We start from the raw sequence: 19,834 nt of genomic DNA, 5'->3' as shown, positions 1-19,834 counted from the left end.
ATGGATACTTTAATCTTTGAAGTTGGGACTGCGTTAGTATTAGTCGCTTTTGCAGCTATTCTCGCTGCAAAGTTAAAGTTCTCGATTATTCCGTTTCTCATTATACTCGGTATGCTAGTGGGGCCCCATGCCCCAGATTTAGGGCTTATCGATTTAAGATTTATTGAAAGCGGAGAAGTTATTTCCTTCCTCGGCCGTGTTGGCGTTATATTCCTCTTATTCTATTTAGGCTTAGAATTCTCAATTAAAAAATTAATTAAATCAGGAAAGTCAATTGCTTTTGGGGGAACTGTTCATATATCGCTTAATTTTATATTAGGTTTACTTTACGGATATATAATGGGTTTCCCCTTATTAGAAACATTAATTATTGCTGGGATCATAACAATTTCATCGAGTGCAATTGTTGCGAAAGTAATTGTTGATTTAAGAAGATCTGGTAATAAAGAGACGGAGCTAATTTTAGGAATCATTATGTTTGATGATATCTTTTTAGCCGTATATTTATCAGTCGTTTCAGGATTAGTACTCGGAGGGGCAACGTCACTTGTAGGGGCTCTTACATCTATTTTAATCGCAGTAGGGTATATGCTACTATTCTTTGTAGTTGCTAGAAAAGCTACACGATTTTTAAATAAAATGTTAGATATTTCGTCCAATGAAATTTTTATTATCGTAATATTCGCTATTTTGTTCTTTGTAGCAGGATTTTCAGAAACGATTCATGTCGCGGAGGCGATTGGAGCATTATTATTGGGGCTCGTCTTTTCTGAAACAGAGCATAGTGATCGAATTGAACAGCTCGTTGTTCCGTTTCGTGATTTCTTTGGAGCTATATTCTTTTTCAGCTTCGGTTTAAGTATAGACCCATTTTCACTTGGAGGAGCAGTGTGGTTGGCATTAGGAGCAGTTTTCATTACTCTTATCGGTAATTTTACTGCTGGAATGGTTGCGGGGCGTAAAGCTGGGTTATCGCATAAGGCTTCTACGAATATCGGTTTAACACTTGTATCACGCGGAGAATTTTCCATTATCGTCGCGAATATTGGAATTGCGGGCGGCTTAATGGCAACTATTAAACCATTCTCAGCTTTGTATGTTTTAATATTAGCATCGTTAGGACCTTTGTTAACGAAAGAATCTGGGAGAATATATTCCTTATTAGATAAAATATTTAAATGGAGCGCTAAAGAAAGTGCGAAGCGAGAAAAGGAAGTTGGATAGTATAAAGAGGCTGCATGAAGTTCATGCAGCCTCTTTATACATTGTTACTGTTGTCATTTTTTGTCGGTAAGTCGATATATTTTAATAATCGCTGATATAATCCAAGAAGCAATCAGTATAATTTCATTTACCGTCGAACCATTATCTGAATTTCATCAACTATTAATCAGTTGCCTTCCTATTTAAAAACGACTACAATTTTACTGTTATATATATGAACGAAAAAAATAGAATAGGAGGGGAAACTATGCCAAGGAAAGTATGGCTATTAGTAGCTGGGATGATTATTAATGTCACGGGTGCTTCTTTTTTATGGCCTTTTAATACAATTTATTTGCATGATCACCTAGGAAAATCTTTATCTGTGGCCGGAATGGTATTAATGATCAATTCGCTTACTGGTGTAATCGGAAACTTGCTCGGCGGTGTTTTATTTGATAAATGGGGCGGTTATAAATCAACTTTAGTAGGGATTGTGATTACACTTGTATCGATTTTAGGTCTTGTGTTCTTCCACGGTTGGCCGTTATATGTTGTATGGCTAGCGTTAATCGGCTTCGGTTCTGGAATGGTCTTCCCATCGATGTATGCGATGGTTGGTACGGTTTGGCCAGAAGGCGGAAGACGGGCATTTAATGCGATGTACGTTGGACAAAATGTTGGTATTGCGATCGGAACAGCATGTGGTGGATTAGTTGCATCGTATCGTTTTGATTATATTTTCTTAGCGAATTTTATTTTATACTTTGTTTTCTTTTTAATTGCTTTTATTGGATTCCGCGGTATGGAAGACAAGAAAGAGCCAGGAGTGCAAAAAGAAGTCGAAACGAAAAAAGGGTGGTCACTTACACCTGGATTTAAAGCACTTCTTATCGTGTGTGTAGCATATGCTTTATGCTGGGTTACATACGTACAGTGGCAAGGAGCGATTGCAACACATATGCAAGAATTGAATATTAGCCTTCGTCACTATAGTTTACTATGGACGATAAACGGAGCGATGATTGTTTGTGCGCAACCACTTGTTAGTATGCTAATTCGTTGGATGAAGCGTTCTTTAAAACAGCAAATTATGATTGGAATCTTCATTTTTGCGGCGTCATTCATTGTGTTAAGTCAAGCGCAGCAATTTACGATGTTCCTCGTTGCGATGGTAACATTAACAATTGGTGAGTTATTTGTATGGCCTGCGGTTCCAACGATTGCAAATATACTTGCACCAAAAGATAAATTAGGATTTTATCAAGGTGTCGTAAATAGTGCGGCGACTGTAGGGAAAATGTTCGGACCGGTCGTTGGCGGAGCAATTGTGGATTTATACAATATGGAAGTATTGTTTATAGCAATCATGGTAATGCTTGTAGTAGCGCTTATAGCAACGAGCATTTATGATAAACGAGTAAAAGTAGAAGAAACAGTTGAAGAAAAAATTGCAGTTTAGTTTGACGGAACATGTAACATGTTTTAGAATATATTTAAATAAAACAACCTTTAGAACAAGGGAGATAGCTCGGCTGTCTTAAGATGAATTCGTTAGTTATTAAGAGTAACGATTAACCGAGAAGTCCTCGCTTTAAGTAAGCTCTTAAGAGATACTAGGTGAAGGATAGTTCACTTAACTTATATGTGTAATAACAGTGAGAAGGAGTAGTAGTAATAGAAGCTGGTTTAGAGAGTTGACGGTCGGTGCAAGTCAATCCACGTTTCGTTATGAACTCGCCTTTGAGTTGCAGTTGTGAAACTAATAGTAGCAATTGCCGTTAATCCACGTTACGGATCTAAGCGAATGTATATTTGTACATTAATTTAGGGTGGTACCGCGGGAATCTATAACCTCTCGTCCCTTTCTAGGGATGAGAGGTTTTTTGTATTTTGGGCGGTGAAAATAAATAGAATTTCAAGGAGGGTATCTCATGAGCTTTAATCATCAAGAAATTGAGAAGAAGTGGCAAGGGTACTGGGAAGAGAATAAAACATTCCGTACGCCAGATGAGACAGAAAAACCAAAATTTTATGCACTAGATATGTTCCCATATCCATCAGGTGCAGGCTTACACGTAGGACATCCAGAAGGTTATACAGCGACAGATATTTTATCTCGTATGAAGCGTATGCAAGGATATAACGTTCTGCATCCAATGGGATGGGATGCATTTGGTCTTCCAGCAGAGCAATATGCACTTGATACTGGAAACAGCCCAGCTGAATTTACAGAGCATAATATTAATACGTTCCGTAACCAAATTAAATCATTAGGTTTCTCTTACGATTGGGACCGTGAAGTAAATACAACAGATCCAAACTACTATAAGTGGACGCAATGGATCTTCCTAAAACTATTTGAAAAAGGCTTAGCTTACGTTGATGAAGTACCTGTAAACTGGTGCCCAGCACTTGGTACAGTACTTGCAAACGAAGAAATCATTGACGGTAAGAGTGAGCGTGGTGGACATCCAGTTGAGCGTCGTCCGATGAGACAGTGGATGTTAAAAATTACAGCTTACGGAGATCGTCTATTAGAAGATCTAGATGAGCTTGATTGGCCTGAAAGCTTAAAAGATATGCAACGTAACTGGATCGGTCGTTCTGAAGGTGCAGAAGTACACTTCAACATCGATGGTACAGACGAGAAATTCACAGTTTTCACAACGCGCCCTGATACATTATTTGGTGCAACATACTGTGTACTAGCTCCAGAACATGCACTTGTTGCAGAAATTACAACAGCAGAACAAAAAGAAGCGGTAGAAGCTTACATTAACGCTGTAAAAATGAAGAGTGACCTAGAGCGTACAGAACTTGCGAAAGAGAAAACTGGTGTATTCACTGGTGCTTACGCAGTTAACCCAGTAAACGGTGAGAAATTACCAATCTGGATCGCTGACTATGTTCTTGCAACTTACGGAACAGGTGCTGTAATGGCAGTTCCAGCTCACGATGAGCGTGACTATGAATTCGCATCAGTATTTAATCTTCCAATGAAGGAAGTTGTAAAAGGCGGAGATATTACGAAAGAAGTGTACACAGGTGATGGTGCACACGTAAACTCAGCATTCCTTGATGGATTAAATAAAGAAGAAGCAATCGCAAAAATGATTGAATGGCTTGAAGCAACGAGCGCAGGAAATCAAAAAGTAACGTACCGTCTACGTGACTGGTTATTCAGCCGTCAACGTTACTGGGGTGAACCAATTCCAGTAATTCACTGGGAAGATGGTACAATGACAGCTGTGAAAGAAGAGGAATTACCATTAGTTCTTCCGAAAACAGAAAACATCCGTCCTTCAGGTACAGGTGAATCACCACTTGCTAACATTGACGAGTGGGTAAATGTTGTTGATCCTGAGACTGGTAAAAAAGGTCGTCGTGAAACGAACACAATGCCGCAATGGGCTGGTAGCTGCTGGTACTACCTACGTTACATCGATCCAAACAATAGCGAAGCACTTGTAGATCCTGAAAAAGTAAAACAATGGCTTCCAGTTGATATTTATATCGGTGGTGCAGAACATGCCGTACTTCACTTACTATATGCTCGTTTCTGGCATAAAGTATTATACGATATCGGTGTAGTTCCAACGAAAGAGCCATTCCAACAATTATTCAACCAAGGTATGATTCTAGGTGAAAACAACGAGAAAATGAGTAAATCAAAAGGTAACGTTGTAAATCCTGATGATATCGTAGCAAGCCACGGTGCAGATACACTTCGTCTATACGAAATGTTCATGGGACCATTAGATGCTTCAATTGCTTGGTCTGAAAATGGTCTTGACGGAGCTCGTCGTTTCCTAGACCGCGTATGGCGTCTATTCGTTCAAGATAACGGTGAATTAAGTGAGAAAATTACTGACGCACCAAATAAAGAGCTTGAAAAAGCTTACCATCAAACAGTGAAGAAAGTAACAGAAGACTATGCAGAGCTTCGCTTCAACACAGCGATTTCTCAAATGATGGTATTCATCAACGATGCATACAAAGCTGAAACACTTCCGAGAGAATATGTAGAAGGTTTCGTAAAAATGATTGCACCAGTTGCACCTCATATCGGGGAAGAGCTATGGAGCAAACTTGGATACAATGAAACAATCACATATGCAAGCTGGCCAACATTTGATGAGTCTAAACTTGTAGAAGATGAAGTTGAAATTGTTGTTCAAGTTATGGGTAAAGTTCGCGCAAAACTAACAATGAGTAAAGACGCATCAAAAGAAGAAATGGAACAACTTGCACTTGAAGCAATTCAAGACCAAATTGAAGGGAAAACAGTTCGTAAAGTAATTGTTGTTCCTGGAAAACTTGTTAATGTTGTTGCAAATTAATTTATTCTAAATAAAAGCTCAGAGTATGTATACTCTGAGCTTTTTTGTGTAGAAAATAATCTCTGGATCACCCTAGTCTAAGTTTTCAATTATTCCAATACGTACAAATAAAAGAGCGGAATTCCAATACAGACAAACACCTATTTTTCTATAGGAAATATGATAAAAAAGGTAGGCTAAATTGAGTAGAAGAGGTGAAAGGAATGAAAGGGATGGACAATAATGCACCACATGGCTTTTTCGGAGGTGGATCGGATAGTTATGAACAAATGATGTTAATGGGAGGCGGACAACAAGGATATGGCGGAATTCCGAGCTGGATGGGTGGAACACCTGGAGGATTTTCCACATCAGTAGCTGGAGCGCAAACTGGAATTCCAACATTAACAGGAGGATTTCCATCATCAGTAGCTGGAGTGCAAACAGGAATCCCAACATTTGTAGGCGGAGCAGCGGGAGGAGTACCAGTAGGCGTACCAACTACATTCCCATCTTTCGTTGGAGGAGTAGGTGGTTATCCACAAGGTTTTTACGGTCAACATGGCCACCACGACGGTCATCATGGACACCATCATCAAGGTCACCATGGCCATCATGGACATCATCACCACCAAGGTCAACATGGCCATCATGGCCACCATCACCACCAAGGACACCATGGCCATCATGGCCACCATCACCACCAAGGTCACCACGGTCATCATGGACATCATCAACAACAAGTACATCACCACGGCCACCATCATATACATCCGCAGGCTGTTCTTTATCAAATTCATCAAGATCACCATGGTCACCATGGCCACCACGGCCACCAAGGTCAACATGGTCATCATGGCCACCATCACCACCAAGGTCACCACGGTCATCATGGACATCATCAACAACAAGTACATCACCACGGCCATCAAGGCCACCACGGTCACCAAGGTCAACATGGTCATCAAGGTTACCAAGGCCAACAACACCAACAACACCAACAATACCAACAGTATCAACAACAACAATCTTCTCCTTGGACAGGTGGAATTGGAGCAGGAGGAGCGGGGGCAGCAGCAGGAGCGGCTAGCATTAGTGGAGCTGCAGGACATGCGGGACACGTGGGTCATTAATGATTGCCAGAAAAAAAGACATAATAAAAAACTGCTAGGAAATCCTAGCAGTTTTTTTCAGCTTCTTGACGCTGACGTTCAATTTCAGCACGAAGCTGTGGTTCTGGTGCTTGCCAGCCTTCTGGTTTTAGAATTTTACCGTCGCCTTCACGGAATCGAGGTTTCCCATCAGGGAATAGTTTTGCCATGTTTGCGTTATTTACAATTTCGAATCCTTTATCTGGACGTACGCCCATTTCGGCAAACGTTCCGAATGCAAAGTAAATAAGGTCAATTAGTGCATCATATTGATCTTCAACAGTCGTTGCTTCTAGAAATTCTTCTAGTTCTTCTTGCATAAAACTCGCACGAATTTTTGCACGCTCTTCTGTTAATTTCGTTGGAATATTTGTTACAGGATGTCCGAATACTTCATGCATTTTCGCAACAAGTTCATATCCTTTATCTAAACCTTTTTCGTTTGTCATGTTGTTTCATCCTTTCTCGCTTAGTGCCGAATCTCATTGTAACATAAGGTGATTATGAAATGAAAAGAACATCTTATCGAAATAAGATGTTCGCTCGTTATTCTTCTTTTTTTATTAAAAGGGATAAAATAAGGTCGATGCCAAACATACCAAGGAGTAACATTGGTATAACGACAAGCAAGTAACGTGTGAAGGAAACATTTTTTAAGTATGTATGAGCAAATAAAAAGACGGCGAGAAATAAAATACCATTTAAAATAGGCTTTACTAATTTTTTAGACATAAGCTCCCCCATAAATATCTTCTCTCTATTTGATAATAAAAACTCCTCTCTCCGTTGTATCATGCTGGAGAGAGGAGTTCAATCATTTCTCATTCAATTACACCAGAATTTGTAATATTTACGGTGTATTTTATATGAACCGGAACATCTTTATACATTTGTCGCCACTCTTCTAATTTGAATGGGCGATAATGTTGTCTATATTTTGCTCCTAGTGCAAGAGGATCAACATTTAGAGATTTAAACTGTTTAATTAGTTTTGTAGCTTTTGCATCTAATTGTTTTTCGATTGATTTGGCTATTTTTGTTGTGTTTTTTTTGTTTTCTAAATTAAATTTTCTAGAAAGCTCCTGAATACGAGCATCCATCTTAACGTGAATATAGAAAGAAGGTTTCCCATCTTTTATGTTTATTTCGTAGGTAGGAACGGAACGAATGTTATTAATCATTGTATAGCCAGGATTGGTTTTAAATTCATGTGAGTCCAAACGGTGCTTTTCTAGCAGTCCTTTGAAAACAAACATATCGTGGTACTTAATTGTTCCAACTAACTTATCCTTTTTCAAGAGACCAATACCAATAATTTTTATTTTATCTCCATGTTTTTTGAGGATAGGCATATAGGAATCTTGTCCTTCACGGTAGTATCTGAAGGCACCTAAATATAAATTGTCAGTTGGCAAAGGGCCAGTGTCCATATTATGTTCTAACATTTTTTTTATATAAATCGCAACATTGTAAGAGGTACTATATTTTCCTTTAAATAGTTCAGTACCACTGCCTTCTAATAGTCCAACATACAGTGAGTTACCAATATTCACATCACGAATTAATGTGTCAAAAGAATTGGATAATCCTTTTTTAGCAATCTTTGTTGTGAATAAGGCAACACGCATTTGACCGCTTGCGAAAGGTTGTGAAGATTCTAAAGATGTATCTGCCTTTACTTGTTTTACTGCGTTTCCTGTTCCTTCATAAACTTGAACTTTATTTCCCTTTTTTTGTATAGGACAAACGAATGTAACTTTTACTTTATTATCTTTTGCTGTATCGAAGGCAGTTCCTTGAATGAGTTGAACATCATCAATAATATTTTTTTGTAAGCAACCAGTTAGACTGAAGATACTGATGCAAACAAGAAGTATTAACTTTCTTTTTGTTTTGTCCATTTTCTTTTCACCCACACAATAATAAATAGAATTGGAATGTATATATATATAAGCCAAAAACTAACTTTAGATACATTACTAATAAAATCATTGATATCATGCCTGTTCGTTAAAAGTTGTGAAACAACTAAGGTGATAAGCATCAAGGCAATTAAAATCCCACGTTGTTTAACACGAAAAATTTCATGAGTTCCTCTAGTAGCGGCCCATAAAGGTAGGATAAAGCTTGTAATAATAACGAGAGCATAACCAGAAATAGCGATATACTCAAGTCGCTCTATAAAAGGAAGTTTGATAACTTGTGTCATGGACAGTTGAGACCAAATTGTTTTGAGTAGTTGTTTTTCGCTAAAGAATGTAAAAGCGAGAATGGTACTAAACAAATATAGAATATTGGAAAATAATGCCCCATATTGCGCAAATTTATGGGATTTCTCTGGCTCTTTAACAAATGGATAAATCATAAGGAAAATTTCAAATCCTGTCATACTATAAATAGATAGTTGAGCTGCTTTCAAAATATCGGTAAAAGGATGTGAAAATATTGGAAGTAAGTTATCCCAATGTGAGAATTTCAAAATGAAAAGACTTAGAAAAAGATAACCTAATGTTCCACCAACGGAAATAACACAAATTCCTGTAATGACTCGAAATCCTGATGAAATAATGTAATAACTTATTAAGCATAAAAAGAATGTGAGCATCCAGGTGGATGCACTAGGAAACATCCATACTTGAATAATTTCGACATATGTTCTAACAACAGAAATGCTTACAATAAAAAAATAAACCATAAAAATGATATTAATACCATTTCCAATCCATTTTCCAAAAAGTTGTTTGTGTAAATCAATTAAGTTTCCCTCTACATTTTTTAATGAATAATACATCATCCAAATTAGAGTATGAATGATGATTCCTGTGAGGAGAACTCCCATCCAGCCGTCGTATCCAGCAGCTTTTGCGATAATTCGAGCGAAACCTAGAACGCCAGCTCCAAATTGCGCACTGTGAATTAAGAAGAAAACAAAGATAGGAGATATTTGATATTTTTCTTGAACTTTACTCATCAATGCACCTCATTTCTTAATCATCAAAGTCAGAGCTATGTTTCGTCGAAATTCCTTTCGCTGCTTTTTTTACATGTTGTGGCCTTGCTTGCACATCCCTTGTATCAATCATTGTTAAAGGAAAACGAATCCAAGAATCTTTAACAGATTGTTGTCTTGTCGGATAAAACAAAGCGTATGGCTTACGTAAAGAAGTAAGTCTAAATAGATGGGTAAATAAAAAGATAAATCCAAGTGAAATTCCGAAAAGTCCACCTATTTCTGCAAATATGAGAAACGGGAAGCGTAGTAATCGAACCGCATTACCCATTTTATAAATGGGGGTAATAAAGGAAGCGAGTGCTGATAGTGCAACGATAATTAATAAAATGTTACTCGTTAAACCTGCTTGTACAGATGCTTGTCCGATTACGATACCGCCTACAATACCGAGTGTTTGACCGACTTTCATCGGTAACCTTGCGCCAGCTTCTCTTAATAAATCGATAACTAATTCCAAAAAAAGTGCTTCAATTAAAGGTGGGAACGGTACTTGCGCCCTTGATAAAATTAAAGTTTCAAGTAAATCACTCGGAATGAGTTCGTAATGATAATTTAAAACGGCAACATATAATGGAGCTGCACAAATTGAGAAAAGGACAGCGATAAGCCGTAAAACTCTTGAAAATGTTGCATATAGCCAAGAGACATTATAATCTTCTGGTGAAATAAAGAAATCGAAATATGATACGGGCGTTAATAGAACATTTGGTGAACCATCAACGAAAATTGCAATTTTCCCATCAATTAGTGCTTTTGTAACTCTATCAGTGCGCTCTGTATTGATATAGAGAGGGAAAATCGATTTTTCACCCATTAATTCTTGTAAATAAGCACTATCATTAATTTGATCATATTCAAGAGCGCGTAATGACTCTTCTAGAAAATCTACATTATCTTTTTCAGCGAGATTGTCTAAATACATCATGACAACTTTCGTTTTAGAAAACTCACCGACAATCATTTCTTTTGTTTGTAAATCTAAAACAGGAAGACGTTTTCGAACTAAATTAATGTTTGTATCAATATCCTCTACGAAACCTTCTTGCGGACCAATAACAGTTGATTCGTTTAAAGGAGGAGTTGGTGCACGATAATTATCAATTGCAATGTTTGCAAGCATACATTTTTGATCTTGCTGATTTAATTGAATGATTGCATGTCCCTTTAAAACCATGTCCTCAATTTTTTGCAAGTCGTTCGTAATTGTAATGCCACTCATCGGAATATGTTCTTTTAGTTCTTCTAGCGAAGTACAAGGTCTCTCTAAAAGAGTAGGCATTAAATACTTCTGTAATTTCTCCCCATCAAGTGAAGGGCGATAATAAGAAATCCAATAAGGCATCGTTTCATCGTCAGATGTGTGATAATTAACAAAATCACTAGACTTTTTAAGTTTCTCTATTAAATCTTGTAGAGAATGAATACGTTCTTTTTCTGGTTTTGTAAAGTCATAAATACTATTACCTCCAGAGCTTTGGTGCTTACTTTGAGAAGGTTCATCGTGTTTAGCACTTTGCTGCTTATCCTGAGAGGAATCCTCTTGTTTAGAGTTTTGTTGTTTATCTTGAGACGAATCACCTTGTTTAGCACTTTGTTGCTTATCTTGAGAGGAATCCTCCTGTTTAGAGTTTTGTTGCTTATCTTGAGAGGAATCCTCCTGTTTAGAGTTTTGTTGCTTATCCTGAGAAGAGTCCTCTTGTTTAGCACTTTGCTGCTTATCCTGAGAGGAATCCTCTTGTTTAGCACTTTGCTGCTTATCCTGAGAGGAATCCTCTTGTTTAGTACTTTGTTGCTTATCTTGAGAGGAATCCTCCTGTTTAGAGTTTTGTTGTTTATCTTGAGACGAATCACCTTGTTTAGCACTTTGCTGCTTATCCTGAGAGGAATCCTCTTGTTTAGAGTTTTGTTGTTTATCTTGAGACGAATCACCTTGTTTAGCACTTTGCTGCTTATCCTGAGAGGAATCCTCTTGTTTAGCACTTTGTTGCTTATCTTGAGAGGAATCCTCCTGTTTAGAGTTTTGTTGCTTATCCTGAGAAGAGTTCTCTTGTTTAGCACTTTGCTGCTTATCCTGAGAAGAATCTTTTTGCTCGTTCTTTTTACCTTTATTATGTTTCATACTTCTAGTCTGTTCTTTGTTATCATCCTCTTGATTGTTAGAATGCTGCTCCTGATTATCTGTTTCGTTTGCTTCTAGTTTATTTGATTTTTTTTTCTTACGTAGCCAATTCCAAATCATGTGTATGCCCTCTTTAATCTTGTAATATAGTGCTATTTTGTGGCTAATTTTGTATATTATTCATTTATTTATGAAAAGAAGAAGGAGATTAGTTTGCATAGAAAAAAATTTTTAGTAAGCAGTTCATACTATAACGGGGAGAGGAAGAGTCTGTGCAAATTGTAAAAAAGGAGAAGTTTGTTTTAAAAGAGTTTACGTTTGAAAATGGCAGGGAAATTCCTGTTCAAATGGGATACGAGACATATGGCACTTTAAATAGAGAAAGGTCAAATGTGATTTTGGTTTGTCATTATTTTAGTGCAACAAGTCATGCGGCAGGAAAATATACAGTGCATGATGAGGAGTCTGGTTGGTGGGATGGGCTCATTGGAGCTGGAAAAGCAATTGATATAAATAAGTATTTTGTTATATGTACAGATAATCTTTGTAATGTGCAGGTAGGAAATCCATATGTGATTACAACAGGACCGAAATCGATTAATCCAGAAACTGGAGAAGAATATGCTATGGATTTTCCGGTTTTTACATTTCTTGATGTAGCTCGTATGCAATATGAGTTAATAAAAGGTATGGGAATTTCAAGGTTACACGCTGTAATCGGACCATCGGCAGGGGGAATGATTGCACAACAATGGGCGGTTCACTATCCACATATGGTAGAGCGGATGATTGGCGTTATTACGAACCCACAAAATCCAATTATTACGTCAGTAAACGTAGCGCAAAATGCGATTGAAGCAATTCAACTGGATCCAAGTTGGAAAGGTGGAAAATATGGAGAACAGCAGCCGATAAAGGGGCTTCATTTAGCAAATAGAATGATGTTTATGAACGCGTTTGATGAGTATTTTTATGAAATGGCATTTCCTCGTAATAGTATAGAGATAGAACCTTATGAAAAGTTTGCTACATTAACATCATTTGAAAAAGAGATAAATAAAGCGACATATAGAAGTATGGAGTTAGTAGATGCAAATTCATGGATATATACTGCGAAGGCAGTTTTATTGCATGATATTGCACATGGGTTTTCTTCACTAGAAGAATCTCTTTCTAACATAGAAGCGAATGTACTTATGATTCCATGTAAACAAGATTTGCTTCAGCCGTCTCGTTACAACTATAAAATGGTAGATATTTTGCAAAAACAAGGGAAGTATGCGGAAGTGTATGAGATAGAAAGTATAAATGGGCATATGGCGGGAGCATTTGATATTCATTTATTTGAAAAGAAAGTTTATGAATTTTTAAATCGGAAAGTATCTAGTTTTGTTTAGAAGACAAATGATGGGGAAAAGGTGCAATGTTTGTAGTAGGCACCTTTTTTTACATGATTTGTAGACGGAAAATATATGTGGCAATTGCTATACCGAAGAATGCGATACTAAGCAATAGAAATAAGAATGACATTTCTTGGGTTGATTTTATTTTTTTAGTATTTTTCATACTAAGAGTAATAATTGCAGCGATTAAGAAAATGATGCCCATTATGAAAAGGGAAAGTGTCATTTTCATTGGCTCCTTTCATAAGACAAGTATATTGAGGATACAATGCAAGAGTTATGTTTGTAAAGAATAAGTTTTGCGAGAAAATTGAGAAATAGTTTTTCGATTCTTTGCGTTCTTTCTTTTGCGTGCTAAAATTGGTAGAGAATGTTTGTGAAAAAGAAACTAAAGGTTTTATTGTATATAAGGAGGAACTACATATGACAGAAGTTAAAACAATTACTACAGAAGAGGTACAAGAGCGTTTAGAAAATGGAGAAACGTTATTTTTAGTAGACGTAAGAGAAGATGAAGAAGTAGCGGCAGGAAAGATTCCAGAAGCTGTACATATTAAAATGGGCGATATCCCACATAAAGTAGATTTCTTTAATAAAGAGAATGAATATATCTTTATTTGTCGTTCAGGAATGCGCAGTGAAAATGTATGTCATTATTTAAATGAGCAAGGATTTAAAACAGTCAATATGGTTGGCGGTATGCTTCAATATGAAGGTGAAACGAAATAGTTAATAGTTAAAAACTTGAAACGAGTCTGTTTCAAGTTTTTTTCTTTTGCATACAGTATAAAAAAGGAGGAGGGGTCAATGGGGATTAACTTGCGTAAAGTAAAAATTATGAATAATACAGGAGCTGTTAATGTCGGCGACTGTTATGATATCTCGCCTTTAGCTGTAGCAAAAGTATATGCAGGTGCTGGAGGGTCGAGTGCGGCTATTTTTTTAAATGGGAAAAGACAGCCAGAAGCAGTTATTAGAACATCAGTGTTTCTTCCGCCATTAGCAACGAGTACACGTACATTAGGTTCATAGAGGAAAGGTAGAGTGTAATTATGCCTGCTCATATAAAAGAATTTGTTATTGTGAATAACACTGGAAATATATTTACCGGTGATAATTTGAGTGATACTTCATTTACTGCTTCGAAATCATATAGTGGTTCAATGGGGTGCACTTGGATTGATGTTGTTACAGTAATAGGGACGGAGACAAAGCTTTGTTTACAGCCGGGTGATTCGGTGACGACAACATATACAAGAGGCACTCCTGCTGGTACTGTAACAGGAACAAATATGGGGCAAAGTGTAAATGCATCGGGTATAGCACAAGCTGTCCCTAATACAGATAATATGGATTCAATTGCAGGACTCCCTTAAGAAATTAAGGGAGTTTTTATTATTTAAAATAAAAATAGTCTTGGAAATTATTTTTGTAAATAGATTAAGAAGAGGCTTATTTATTATGAAAAAGATGGTTTGTAGGGGGTGAAAGTGTGAAGAATCGTGATAATAATCGGAAGCAAAATTCGTTAAGCTCTAATTTTAGAATTCCACCCGAACTTATTGGGCCTACTTTCTCCCCTGTTCCAACTGGATTTACAGGTATAGGGATTACTGGTCCAACCGGTCCACAAGGCCCAACAGGACCTCAAGGGCCAAGAGGATTACAAGGTCCGATGGGGGAGATGGGCCCGACAGGACTTCAAGGTGTGCAAGGGATACAAGGATCAGTTGGGCCAATAGGTGCAACTGGACCAGAAGGACAGCAGGGGCCACAAGGATTGAGAGGACCACAAGGAGAAATTGGAGCGACAGGACCTCAAGGGGTGCAAGGGTTACAAGGTCCGATTGGTCCAACGGGAGCGACTGGGGCACAAGGCATACAAGGGATACAGGGATTACAGGGGCAAATTGGAGCGACGGGACCTGAGGGACCTCAAGGAATTCAAGGCGTCCAAGGGTTACCGGGTACAACTGGTCCACAAGGAATACAAGGAGCACAAGGGATACAAGGAACACAAGGACCGAGTGGAAATACAGGTGCAACCGGAGCGACTGGTCAGGGGATAACAGGTCCGACGGGAGTAACCGGTCCAACAGGGATCACTGGCCCGTCAGGAGGACCTCCTGGTCCGACGGGGCCGACTGGTGCGACAGGTCCGGGTGGTGGACCGAGTGGAAGTACAGGTGCGACTGGAGCAACGGGGAATACTGGGGCTACAGGAAGTACAGGGGTAACAGGAGCAACGGGAAGTACAGGTCCGACTGGAAGCACGGGAGCACAGGGCTTGCAAGGAATCCAAGGTATTCAAGGGCCAATTGGGCCAACAGGTCCAGAAGGTCCGCAGGGTATTCAAGGTATTCCTGGTCCGACGGGAGTAACTGGTGAACAAGGAATACAAGGAGTTCAAGGTATTCAAGGGGCAACGGGAGCAACAGGAGATCAAGGTCCACAAGGTATACAGGGGGTTATAGGGCCACAAGGGGTAACAGGGGCCACAGGAGATCAAGGTCCACAAGGTATACAAGGAGTACCAGGGCCATCAGGAGAAACAGGGCCACAGGGAGTTCAAGGGATACAAGGTCCGATGGGTGATATAGGACCAACAGGTCCAGAAGGCCCAGAGGGACTGCAGGGCCCGCAAGGAATACAAGGTGTGCCAGGGCCAGTTGGAGCGACGGGTCCAGAGGGTCCACAGGGGATACAAGGCATTCAAGGACCGGTAGGAGCAACAGGCCCACAAGGCCCACAAGGAATTCAGGGAATACAAGGTGTGCAAGGGATAACGGGAGCAACAGGAGTACAAGGAGCAACTGGAATTCAAGGGATACAAGGGGAAATAGGAGCAACGGGTCCAGAGGGGCCACAAGGAGTGCAAGGTGCTCAAGGGGCGATTGGTCCAACCGGTCCGATGGGGCCACAAGGAGTGCAAGGAGTACAAGGAATTCAAGGAGCGACGGGTGCACAAGGAGTGCAAGGTCCACAAGGAATTCAAGGAATCCAAGGTCCGACGGGGGCAACAGGAGATATGGGAGCAACTGGGGCGACAGGGGAAGGCACTACAGGCCCAACAGGAGTAACTGGTCCAACAGGGGGAACAGGCCCGTCTGGAGGACCAGCAGGACCGACCGGCCCAACGGGGCCATCAGGTCCGGCGGGAGTAACTGGTCCATCTGGTGGACCACCTGGCCCGACAGGAGTAACAGGAGATACTGGGGCGACAGGCTCAACTGGAGTGACAGGAGCGACAGGAGAAACGGGAGCAACCGGAGTGACGGGTTTACAGGGTCCGCAAGGAATCCAAGGTGTGCAGGGAGAGATAGGTCCAACAGGGCCACAAGGTGTTCAAGGTCCCCAAGGAATTCAAGGAGTAACGGGGGCCACAGGAGATCAAGGTCCGCAAGGGATTCAAGGCCCACAAGGCGACATAGGTCCAACTGGCCCACAAGGAATTCAAGGCCCACAAGGTTCTCAAGGAATCCAAGGAGCGACAGGGGGAACAGGAGCACAAGGCCCACAGGGAATCCAAGGTCCGCAAGGTGACATAGGTCCGACTGGGTCACAAGGTCCAACTGGAATCCAAGGGATACAAGGAGAGATAGGTCCAACCGGCCCAGAAGGCCCAGAGGGACTGCAGGGCCCGCAAGGAATACAAGGTGTTCAAGGGCCAGTTGGAGCAACGGGTCCAGAGGGTCCTCAGGGAATACAAGGCATTCAAGGAGTGCAAGGAGCAACCGGCCCACAAGGTCCACAAGGAATACAGGGAATACAAGGTGTGCAAGGGATAACGGGAGCAACTGGAGCACAAGGAGCAACTGGAATTCAAGGGATACAAGGGGAAATAGGAGCAACCGGTCCAGAGGGGCCCCAAGGAGTGCAAGGAATACAAGGGGCGATTGGTCCAACAGGTCCGATGGGCGCACAAGGAGTGCAGGGAATACAAGGGATTCAAGGAGCAACAGGTGCACAAGGAGTGCAAGGACCACAAGGAATTCAAGGAGTGCAAGGTCCGACGGGAGCAACAGGAGATACGGGGGCAACCGGAGCGACGGGAGAAGGAACTACCGGTCCAACAGGAGTAACCGGTCCAACAGGGGTGACTGGCCCGTCAGGAGGACCAGCAGGACCGACCGGCCCAACGGGGCCATCAGGTCCGGCAGGAGTGACAGGTCCATCAGGTGGACCACCTGGCCCGACAGGAGCAACAGGTGCGACAGGAGTAACAGGAGATACCGGGGCGACAGGCTCAACTGGAGTGACAGGAGCAACAGGAGCAACGGGAGCAACCGGAGTGACGGGTTTACAGGGCCCGCAAGGAATCCAAGGTGTTCAAGGAGAGATAGGTCCAACCGGTCCACAGGGTATTCAAGGTCCCCAAGGAATCCAAGGAGTAACGGGGGCAACCGGAGCACAAGGTCCCCAAGGAATTCAAGGCCCACAAGGCGACATAGGTCCAACCGGCTCCCAAGGAATTCAAGGTCCACAAGGTCCTCAAGGAATCCAAGGAGCGACAGGGGCAACCGGGGCACAAGGCCCACAGGGAATCCAAGGTCCGCAAGGAGAGATAGGTCCGACCGGCCCACAAGGCCCCCAAGGAATTCAAGGCCCGCAAGGAATTCAAGGTCCAACGGGAGCTACAGGAGCAACTGGAGCGACAGGTCCCCAAGGGATTCAAGGTCCCCAAGGAATTCAAGGCCCGCAAGGAATTCAAGGTCCAACGGGAGTTACAGGAGCAACCGGAGCGACAGGTCCACAAGGAATTCAAGGCCCACAAGGAATTCAAGGCCCGCAAGGAATTCAAGGTCCAACGGGAGCTACAGGAGCAACCGGAGCGACAGGTCCACAAGGGATTCAAGGTCCCCAAGGAATTCAAGGCCCGCAAGGAATCCAAGGTCCAACGGGGGCTACAGGAGCAACCGGTTCACAAGGTCCAACTGGAGATACAGGTCCAACCGGAGCTGGAGCCACTGGAGCGACCGGGGCGACTGGAGTTAGTACAACTGCAACGTATGCGTTTGCGAATAATACATCAGGAACCGCTATTTCCGTTTTATTAGGGGGTACGAACGTACCGTTACCGAACAATCAAAATATTGGCCCAGGAATAACCGTTAGTGGTGGAAATACTGTATTTACAGTTGCGAATGCAGGAAACTATTATATAGCCTATACAATTAATTTAACGGCAGGTTTACTTGTAAGTTCTCGTATAACTGTAAATGGCAGTCCGCTTGCGGGAACGATAAATGCCCCGACAGTGGCTACTGGTTCATTTAGTGCAACAATAATCGCTAACTTGCCTGCTGGAGCCGCTGTTAGCTTACAGTTATTTGGAGTAGTTGCAGTAGCTACATTATCTACAGCAACGCCAGGGGCTACCCTAACTATTATTAGATTAAGTTAATAAGCAGAAAACCTTGAAACTTTTATGTTTCAAGGTTTTTTTATCTTTGTATTTGTAAGTAAACCTCGTTAACCAGGGGAGTGGATCCCCTCTAATTATTTAAAGTTTCACATTATTCTCTTGAGCAAAAACATCGCAGTTCGAAAATATATTATAATAGAATGAAAAGAAAGAAATTTGGCAGAAAGGGAGGGTGGCGATGCAGGAGATGGTTAAAGATTTTTTTGGACGCCCACTTCAAGATTTACGTATATCTGTCATTGATCGTTGCAATTTTAGATGTACATATTGTATGCCAGCGGAAATATTTGGGTCAGATTATGCTTTTTTGAAAGATGAGTTTTTACTAACTTTTGATGAAATTGAGCGTTTGGCAAAATTATTTGTTAACATTGGTGTACGAAAAATTAGAATTACTGGCGGTGAGCCACTACTTCGTAAAGATTTAACAAAACTTATTGCACGTCTTGTGAAAATTGATGGGCTAATAGATATAGGGTTAACGACAAATGCCGTACATTTAACGAAACAAGCGAAGGCATTAAAAGAAGCTGGATTACATAGAGTGAATGTTAGTTTAGATGCAATAGATGACGACATATTTAAGAATATTAATGGTCGAAATATTAATACGAAACCGGTAATTAAGGGAATTATAGCAGCTAAAGAGGCGGGGCTGGAAGTAAAGGTAAATATGGTTGTGAAAAAAGGGATGAACGATCATCAAGTACTTCCGATGGCTGCGTATTTTAAAGAGCAAGGAATCACGCTTCGGTTTATTGAGTTTATGGATGTTGGTAGTACAAATGGGTGGAATTTTGATCAAGTCGTTACAAAACGAGAATTGATTGAGATGATTCATAAGATGGATCCACTTGAGCCAGCTGAAGCGCATTACTTTGGTGAAGTTGCGAAGCGATATCGGTACGTTGGAACAAATGTTGAAGTTGGTTTTATTACATCTGTTTCTGAGTCATTTTGTGTCTCTTGTACGAGGGCGAGAATTTCGGCAGATGGAAAGTTTTATACGTGCTTATTTGCGACAGAGGGTTTGGATGTAAGAGAACTTCTTAGAGGAAATCTTTCGGATGAGGAGTTATTAAGTGTTATACAAGATGTATGGATGAATAGAAAAGATAGGTATTCGGATGAACGAACAGAAGAAAGTGCAAAAAATCGTCCGAAAATCGAAATGTCTTATATAGGAGGATAAGAAAGG

Annotated in this window: 16 protein-coding genes and 1 other annotated feature; of the genes, 10 read left to right on the top strand and 6 right to left on the bottom strand. The window is 40.7% G+C overall.

Annotation, left to right across the window (positions count from 1 at the left end; genetic code table 11):
• From ACTFN4_RS06110 to ACTFN4_RS06095, 4 genes are all read left to right on the top strand, one after another.
• On the top strand, positions 1–1,224 hold the full coding sequence (locus ACTFN4_RS06110; RefSeq protein WP_000380179.1) for a cation:proton antiporter: 1,224 nt from the start codon (positions 1–3) through the stop codon (positions 1,222–1,224).
• Positions 1,225–1,471: 247 nt separating this feature from the next.
• Positions 1,472–2,665 (top strand): MDR family MFS transporter, encoded by a 1,194-nt coding sequence (locus ACTFN4_RS06105; protein ID WP_001137561.1) that lies wholly within the window; start codon positions 1,472–1,474, stop codon positions 2,663–2,665.
• A 187-nt stretch (positions 2,666–2,852) separates the two neighbouring features.
• Positions 2,853–3,072, top strand: a binding site (T-box leader).
• Between the two features lie 65 nt (positions 3,073–3,137).
• A complete protein-coding gene (leuS, locus tag ACTFN4_RS06100; protein WP_000009461.1) occupies positions 3,138–5,546 on the top strand; it encodes a leucine--tRNA ligase in 2,409 nt (802 codons plus the stop codon).
• A gap of 203 nt (positions 5,547–5,749) precedes the next feature.
• A complete protein-coding gene (locus ACTFN4_RS06095) occupies positions 5,750–6,658 on the top strand; it encodes a hypothetical protein (RefSeq protein ID WP_439962128.1) in 909 nt (302 codons plus the stop codon).
• A gap of 44 nt (positions 6,659–6,702) precedes the next feature.
• Here the strand turns inward: ACTFN4_RS06095 and ACTFN4_RS06090 are convergent, their stop codons facing one another.
• From ACTFN4_RS06090 to ACTFN4_RS06070, 5 genes are all read right to left on the bottom strand, one after another.
• On the bottom strand, positions 6,703–7,125 hold the full coding sequence (locus ACTFN4_RS06090) for an HAD family hydrolase (protein ID WP_063548816.1): 423 nt from the start codon (positions 7,123–7,125) through the stop codon (positions 6,703–6,705).
• Between the two features lie 97 nt (positions 7,126–7,222).
• Positions 7,223–7,408 (bottom strand): hypothetical protein, encoded by a 186-nt coding sequence (locus ACTFN4_RS06085; RefSeq protein WP_135278027.1) that lies wholly within the window; start codon positions 7,406–7,408, stop codon positions 7,223–7,225.
• Between the two features lie 89 nt (positions 7,409–7,497).
• Positions 7,498–8,577 carry a Ger(x)C family spore germination protein gene (locus tag ACTFN4_RS06080; RefSeq protein ID WP_439962127.1) on the bottom strand — a complete coding sequence of 360 codons (1,080 nt, stop codon included), beginning with the start codon at positions 8,575–8,577 and terminating at the stop codon, positions 7,498–7,500.
• The gene (locus ACTFN4_RS06075) at positions 8,553–9,647 is read right to left on the bottom strand and encodes a spore germination protein (protein ID WP_088338308.1); all 1,095 of its coding nucleotides are present in this window, start codon (positions 9,645–9,647) and stop codon (positions 8,553–8,555) included. Before ACTFN4_RS06075 ends, ACTFN4_RS06080 begins: the two co-directional genes overlap by 25 nt.
• Positions 9,648–9,663: 16 nt before the next feature.
• The gene (locus tag ACTFN4_RS06070; protein ID WP_439962126.1) at positions 9,664–11,928 is read right to left on the bottom strand and encodes a spore germination protein; all 2,265 of its coding nucleotides are present in this window, start codon (positions 11,926–11,928) and stop codon (positions 9,664–9,666) included.
• A gap of 152 nt (positions 11,929–12,080) precedes the next feature.
• Between ACTFN4_RS06070 and ACTFN4_RS06065 the strand changes: the two genes are divergently transcribed.
• Positions 12,081–13,205, top strand: coding sequence for an alpha/beta fold hydrolase (locus ACTFN4_RS06065; protein ID WP_439962125.1), 1,125 nt, complete (start codon positions 12,081–12,083; stop codon positions 13,203–13,205).
• A 49-nt stretch (positions 13,206–13,254) separates the two neighbouring features.
• Here the strand turns inward: ACTFN4_RS06065 and ACTFN4_RS06060 are convergent, their stop codons facing one another.
• Positions 13,255–13,437, bottom strand: a complete 183-nt coding sequence (locus ACTFN4_RS06060) for a hypothetical protein (protein ID WP_439962124.1) — start codon at positions 13,435–13,437, stop codon at positions 13,255–13,257.
• A gap of 197 nt (positions 13,438–13,634) precedes the next feature.
• On the opposite strand from ACTFN4_RS06060, the gene ACTFN4_RS06055 reads away from it, so the two are divergent.
• From ACTFN4_RS06055 to moaA, 5 genes are all read left to right on the top strand, one after another.
• Positions 13,635–13,940, top strand: a complete 306-nt coding sequence (locus ACTFN4_RS06055) for a rhodanese-like domain-containing protein (RefSeq protein ID WP_000141207.1) — start codon at positions 13,635–13,637, stop codon at positions 13,938–13,940.
• Positions 13,941–14,018: 78 nt separating this feature from the next.
• Positions 14,019–14,243 (top strand): spore germination protein, encoded by a 225-nt coding sequence (locus tag ACTFN4_RS06050; RefSeq protein ID WP_000512468.1) that lies wholly within the window; start codon positions 14,019–14,021, stop codon positions 14,241–14,243.
• Positions 14,244–14,263: 20 nt separating this feature from the next.
• Positions 14,264–14,587 (top strand): hypothetical protein, encoded by a 324-nt coding sequence (locus ACTFN4_RS06045; protein WP_001110852.1) that lies wholly within the window; start codon positions 14,264–14,266, stop codon positions 14,585–14,587.
• 116 nt (positions 14,588–14,703) lie between these two features.
• A complete protein-coding gene (locus tag ACTFN4_RS06040; RefSeq protein ID WP_439962123.1) occupies positions 14,704–18,615 on the top strand; it encodes a BclA-related collagen-like exosporium protein in 3,912 nt (1,303 codons plus the stop codon).
• 199 nt (positions 18,616–18,814) lie between these two features.
• Positions 18,815–19,828: a GTP 3',8-cyclase MoaA gene (gene moaA, locus ACTFN4_RS06035; protein WP_001157119.1), complete on the top strand. Its 1,014-nt coding sequence runs from the start codon at positions 18,815–18,817 to the stop codon at positions 19,826–19,828.
• The last annotated feature ends 6 nt before the right edge of the window (positions 19,829–19,834 follow it).

This window comes from Bacillus cereus group sp. MYBK95-2 (genome assembly GCF_051915225.1).
Lineage (GTDB): Bacteria > Bacillota > Bacilli > Bacillales > Bacillaceae_G > Bacillus_A > Bacillus_A cereus.
The sequence above is the reverse complement of the archived record's forward strand: the minus strand, read 5'-3'. Positions and strand labels throughout refer to the sequence as shown.